5 protein-coding genes are annotated in these 5800 nt (G+C 72.3%); all 5 read left to right on the top strand.

Translation table 11 applies throughout. The features are described 5' to 3' along the window. The coding region (locus ACFTZL_RS39910; RefSeq protein ID WP_382593932.1) for an ABC transporter permease at window positions 1–891 on the top strand (891 nt) is incomplete at its 5' end. A 70-nt stretch (window positions 892–961) separates the two neighbouring features. Then, entirely contained in the window at window positions 962–2122 is a 1161-nt protein-coding gene (locus ACFTZL_RS39905; RefSeq protein WP_382593929.1) for an LLM class F420-dependent oxidoreductase, read from the top strand. Continuing rightward, window positions 2109–2819, top strand: coding sequence for a thioesterase II family protein (locus tag ACFTZL_RS39900; RefSeq protein WP_382593926.1), 711 nt, complete (start codon window positions 2109–2111; stop codon window positions 2817–2819). The genes ACFTZL_RS39905 and ACFTZL_RS39900 overlap by 14 nt, the downstream gene beginning before the upstream one ends. 61 nt (window positions 2820–2880) lie before the next feature. After that, on the top strand, window positions 2881–3705 hold the full coding sequence (locus tag ACFTZL_RS39895) for an SDR family oxidoreductase (RefSeq protein ID WP_382593923.1): 825 nt from the start codon (window positions 2881–2883) through the stop codon (window positions 3703–3705). Window positions 3706–3798: 93 nt separating this feature from the next. Next, a partial coding sequence (locus ACFTZL_RS39890) for an AMP-binding protein (protein ID WP_382593920.1) occupies window positions 3799–5800 on the top strand: 2002 nt, incomplete at its 3' end.

Genomic DNA, 5800 nt, shown 5'->3' with positions numbered 1-5800 from the left:
GGCCTGATGACGGCGACCACCGAGGTGCGCGGCACCCGCAACCCGCGTCGACAGGCACCGGCGACCCGCCCCTCCCTCACTCGCGCCCGGCGCGATCCCGCCCTGCGCGTGCTCGCCGAGAGCGCCGACCTCGCGCTGCGCAACCTGCTGCATCTGCGGCGCACTTCCGGGCTGCTGATCACCTGTCTGGTCGAGCCGGTCGTGTACGCCATGCTCATCGGCTACGTCTTCGGCAACAGTCTCGGCGGCCCGGCCTACCGCTCCTACATGGTGGGCGGGCTGCTCGCGCAGACGGTGGCCTTCACCACCACGTTCACCACGCTCGGGCTCTCCAGGGACCTTGAGCAGGGCATGGTCGACCGCTTCCGCGCGCTGCCGATCTCCCGCGTGGCGCTGCTGCTCGGCCGGACCACGTCCGACCTCGCCACCTGCGTGGCGAGCGTCGCCGTCACCACCACCTGCGGTCTGCTGATGGGCTGGCGCCCGCACACCGGCCCGTTCGAGGTCGCCGCCGGGATCCTGTTGGCCCTGCTGTTCTCCTTCGCGATGTCCTGGATCGGCGTGTACGTCGCCCTCATCGCGCCGAACACGCAGGTGGCCGGAAGCCTTGGCCTGATCTGGCTGTTCCCGGCGACCTTCGTCTCCTCCGCGTTCGTCTCCGGTTCCTCCTTGCCCGGCCCGCTGTCCACCCTGGCCGCCTGGAACCCGATCACCTCGCTGGCCAATGCGCTTCGCCTGCTCTTCGGCAACACACCACCGCCCGGCTTCCGGGTGCGGTACGACTGGCCCGCCCAGCATCCCGCGCTGTACACCACAGCCTGCTCGGTGCTGCTCATCACCGTCTTCGTCACTCTGTCGACCTGGCGTTACCGCACTCGCACGAACCGCTGACCGCGACCGCCCTCGCGCCCCAACAGGACCGGTTCGACCACCCCCGCGCCCGCCCCGCACAGGAGCCCCCATGACCGTCCCCACCCTGCGCCTCGGCCTCAACCTCGGCTACTGGGTCGGCGGCAACGACGCCTCCAACCTCCCGCTCGCCTCCCTCGCCGAGGACCTCGGCTACTCGGCGGTGTGGGTCTCGGAGGCCTACGGATCCGACGCCGTCACCCTGCTGTCCTGGATCGCCGCCCGCACCTCCCGCATCGACGTCGGCAGCGCGGTCCTCCAGATCCCGGCCCGCTCGCCCGCCATGACGGCGATGACCGCCGCCACCCTCGACACCCTGTCCGGCGGACGGCTTCGGCTCGGCCTCGGCGTGTCCGGGCCGCAGGTCTCGGAAGGCTGGCACGGCGTCAGATTCGGCTCACCGCTGGGCCGTACACGGGAGTACGTCGACCTGGTGCGCCGCGCGCTGCGCCGGGAGCCCCTGGAGTACGCGGGCCGGCACTTCACGCTGCCGCTGCCGGACGGCCCGGGCAAGGCACTCGCCCTGACCATCCGGCCGCAGCGCGAGCGGATCCCCGTCTACCTCGCCGCGCTCGGCCCGAGGAACCTGGAGCTGGCCGGGGAGATCGCCGAAGGCTGGCTTCCGGTCTTCTTCTCTCCCGCCCACGCCGACCGGCAGTTGGAGCCGCTCAAGGCCGGCCTCGCGAAGTCGGGGCGCACCCTCGACGGGTTCGACATCGCCCCCGGCGTGCCCCTGGTGACCGGCGCCGACTGGCGGGCCTGCGCACGCCGGGTGCGGGGGTACGCCGCGCTGTACCTGGGCGGCATGGGCGGGCGGGAGGACAACCACTACACCCGGCTGGCCGAGCGCATGGGCTTCGGCGCCGAGGCCCGTGCCGTGCAGGAGCGGTTCCTGGCCGGTGACTATCCCGGTGCCATGGCCGCCGTACCGCTAGATTTCCTCGACGCCACCTCGCTGCTCGGGCCGCGGGAGCGGATCGCCGAGCGGATGACGGCGTTCGCCGAGGCCGGGGCCACCACGCTCAACGTCATGCCGGTCGGCCCCGGGCTGCCCGGCCCGGACCGTGCCGCCGGGGCGCTGCGCATCGCCGTCGAGGCGGCGGAGCTCTCCGGTCTGCTCGCGTCCGACCCGCGCCCCGGAACTCCTCGCCCACAAGGCACGCACGAAGCACCTCACTCACAAGGAGACACCCGCACCCATGACCACGCATGACACGACCAAGCTGATCTGCCTGCCGTACGCCGGGGCGGGCGCCTCCTTCTACCGGCCCTGGACGGCGCTGGCCGGGGACGCGGTGGAGATCGTGCCCCTGCAACTGCCGGGCCGCGAACGGCTGATCGACGAGGAGCCGTACCGGGACGCGCACCAGGCCGTCGACGGTCTGCTGGCCGAGCTGCGGGAGCGGCTCGGCGACGACGGAGGCAGGGTGGCCCTTTTCGGGCACAGCCTCGGCGCGGTGCTCGCCTACGAACTCGCCCACCGGCTGGCCCCCGAGCCCGGCGTCGAGCTGGTCCACCTGTTCGTCAGCGGGTCCCCGGAACCGGCCCGGGGGCGCGAGCGGCGGGCCACCGGTCTGTCGGACGAGGAGTTCCTCGCCCAGGTCGGAGAGTTCGCCGGCTACCACCATCCCGCGCTGGACGACCCGGAGATGCGTGAGATGGTCCTGCCCGCCCTGCGCGCGGACGTCGAGATGCACGAGAACTACACGCCCTCCACCGGCCTCCCGCTGGACGCCCCGCTCACGGTCGTCCGGGGCGAGGACGACGACCTCGTCGGCTACGACGACGCCGAGTCCTGGAGCAAGGTCGCCGGCCGGGACTTCGAGCACGTCGAGGTCCCCGGCGGCCACATGTACCTCACCGACGCCGCGCCCGCGCTGGTTCGGCTGATCGTCTCGACGGTCCTGTAACCCCGCCCGCAGTCACCCTCCTCTCTTCCCTCAACCCACCTGATCTTTCAAGGAGTTCCCGATGCGTCTGCACGGCAAGTCGGTCCTCGTCACCGGCGCCGCCCGCGGACTGGGCAGGGCCACCGCGCTCGCCTGTGCCGCCGAGGGCGCCGATCTCACCCTGCTGGACATCTGCGCCGACCTGCCCGGTGTGCCCTACCCGCTGGGCACACCGGGTCAGTTGGAGCACACGGCCACGCTGTGCCGGGAGGCGGGCGCGGCCGTCCTCACCTCCAAGGCCGACATCCGCGACCTGCGCGCTGTACGGGAGGCCGTGACACGCGCCGAGGACCGGTTCGGCCGGATCGACGTCGCCGTGAACAACGCGGGTATCGCCGCGCCCTCGGGTAAGCCGGTGCACGAGATCGACGAGGAGGAGTGGTCCCTGATGATCGACGTGGACCTCTCCGGGGCCTGGCGTGTGATCCGCGAGGTCGGCAAGGCGATGAGCGCCCGGCGCACCGGCAGCATCGTCAACGTCGCCTCCACCGCAGGACTCGTGGGCTACCGGCACTTCGCCGGGTACGTCGCCGCCAAGCACGCCGTCGTCGGACTGACCAAGGCGGCGGCGCTCGACTACGCACCGACGAAGGTGCGCGTGAACGCGGTGTGTCCGGGGTCGGTGCGCGACGACGCGCAGGCCGAGGGCCGGATGCTCGCCGAGATCGCCAGGGCGCTCGAAGTGCCGGTGCACGAGCACGAGAAGACCTTCGTCGAGGCGCAGCCCATGAACGCGCTGATCGAGCCCGAGGACGTGGCCGCCGCGGTGGTCTTCCTCGCCTCGGACGAGTCCCGGCAGATCACGGGCTCGGTCCTGACCGTGGACGGCGGATTCACCATCCGCTGAGCTCACCCCCGCATCCGCCCTTCCCGAACGACTCCCCGGACGACCTCTCCGGAATCCCCGGAACAAATCCCCGCGCCAACAAGGAGTACGACCGTGTATGGCCCCCTCCCCGCCGCGGCCCGCTGCCACGCGGTCCGCATCCGCATGGACCGCCGGCCGCATCCGACAACCCCTCCGGGACTGTGGATCGAGGACGTACCTGTGCCGGCGAAGGACCCGCTCGCCGAGCGCCGCCGCGCCGACGAACTCGCCCGCCCGACCGAGGGACTGCGCAGGGTGCTGCTGCGATACGCCGACGGCACTTACGATCTGGTCCTGGTGGCCGCGCGGGACCAGTGGGACCGCGCAGCTCTCGGACGGCTGGCAGTCGGCGAGTCCGTAGAGCCGGAGGCCCGTGAGTCCGTTGGTCCGGAAGCGGGCCGCTCCGCCACCCCGGCACTCGCACCCAGGGCGTCCACACCCGCACCCGCCTGGGGCTTGGCAGACGAAGGCCCCGCCCGCCCGCACCTCTTCGCCCTCGACGACGGTGGCGACGAGGCAAGCTGGCTCGCCGCCCTCGCCGTGACCCTGCGCCGGCACGACCCCGAGACCACCCCGGTCATCGGCACCGACCACGGCACCTTCACTGTGCCGGAGGCCGCCACGCTCGGTGAGCTGAAGCCCTTCCCCGCGGACGGACCCGCACTCGCCGGTCTGCTTTTCGACGAGGCGGAACTCCCTGGCGCGTACGTGCCCTGCCTCGCACCGCCGTTCCCGCTCACCCTGTCGGTCTTCAAGGACGCCGACGGCTGGCGGCTGCGCTGCGACCACGTCAGCGGCCATGTATCCACCGAGATTGCCGCGCAGTTCGCCCGGTACCTGGTGCGGGTGCACCGGATGATCCTCACCAAGCCCGGGACCGCGGTCGACTACGTCGATCTGCTCGACGAAGCCGAACGCGACCGTGTAGCGGCACTCGGCCGCCCGTCCCGCCCGCTGGTCACCACCCCGGTGACCGTACCCGAGGCGTTCGCGCGGATCGCGGGGGCGACACCGGAGCGCATCGCCGTGACCGAGGGCGCGGCCGGTCTCACCTACGGCGAGTTGGACGAGCGGTCGACTCGGTTGGCCCACGGCCTGCGCGAGCGCGGCGTCACGGCCGGCGACCGCGTGGGCGTATGCCTGGAACGCACCGCTGAACTCGTCGTCACCCTGCTCGCCGTACTGAAGGCCGGCGCGACCTATGTACCCGTCGATCCGGCCTACCCTGCGGACCGCATCGCCCACACGGCACAGGACGCGGGACTGCGGGTGGTGGTCACCCGGCTACCGGAGTTCCCGGACGTCGCGGGCTGCTTGCCTGCCACTCCCGACGAACTGCTGGACGCCGCCCAGCAGTTCGCCGACGCCCCTGTCCTGCCGACGGCCACCGTGCCCGACGCCGCCGCCTACGCCATCTACACGTCCGGCTCCACCGGCCGCCCCAAGGGCGTCGAGGTGCCGCACCGCAACGTGATCGCCCTGATCGACGCGACCCGCGAGGAGTACGGCTTCGGCACCGACGACGTGTGGACCTGGTTCCACTCCAGTGCCTTCGACTTCTCGGTGTGGGAGATCTGGGGGTGCCTGCTGACCGGCGGGCGGCTGGTCGTGGTGCCGTACTTCGTCTCCCGCGAACCCGAGCGCTTCCGCGATCTGCTCGTGGCCGAGAAGGTCACCGTGCTCAGCCAGACCCCGTCGGCCTTCGCCCAGCTGCTGGACGTCGACCACACCCGGGTCTCGGTCCGTATGGTCGTCTTCGGCGGCGAGCCGCTGGATGCGCGCATGCTGCTGCCCTGGTTCGACCGGCACCCCGAGTCGGTCTGCCGGATGGTGAACATGTTCGGCATCACGGAGACGACGGTCCACGTCACCGAGCAGACCCTCACCCGGGGACTGGCACTCGCCGCCACCCGCTCCGTCGGACGGGCACTGCCCGGCTGGCACCTGTATGTGACCGACCCGTCCGGGCGGCGGCAGCCGCCCGGGGGGGCGGGCGGGTTCGGCGTCGGCGGCGCCGGGGTGGCGGGCGGCCACCACGGCCACGCGAACCAGACCCCCCCGCGGGTGGTGCCCG

It is taken from the genome of Streptomyces sp. NPDC056948 (genome assembly GCF_042674225.1).
In the GTDB taxonomy this organism is placed as follows: Bacteria; Actinomycetota; Actinomycetes; order Streptomycetales; family Streptomycetaceae; genus Streptomyces; species Streptomyces purpurascens.
This window is presented reverse-complemented; position numbering and strand designations above follow the sequence as displayed.

What these genes read in the sequence shown, in the direction of transcription:
- ACFTZL_RS39905 (WP_382593929.1), top strand. Translation starts at nt 962, where the DNA reads ATGACCGTCCCCACCCTGCGCCTCGGCCTCAACCTCGGCTACTGGGTC.
- ACFTZL_RS39900 (WP_382593926.1), top strand. Translation starts at nt 2,109, where the DNA reads ATGACCACGCATGACACGACCAAGCTGATCTGCCTGCCGTACGCCGGG.
- ACFTZL_RS39895 (WP_382593923.1), top strand. Translation starts at nt 2,881, where the DNA reads ATGCGTCTGCACGGCAAGTCGGTCCTCGTCACCGGCGCCGCCCGCGGA.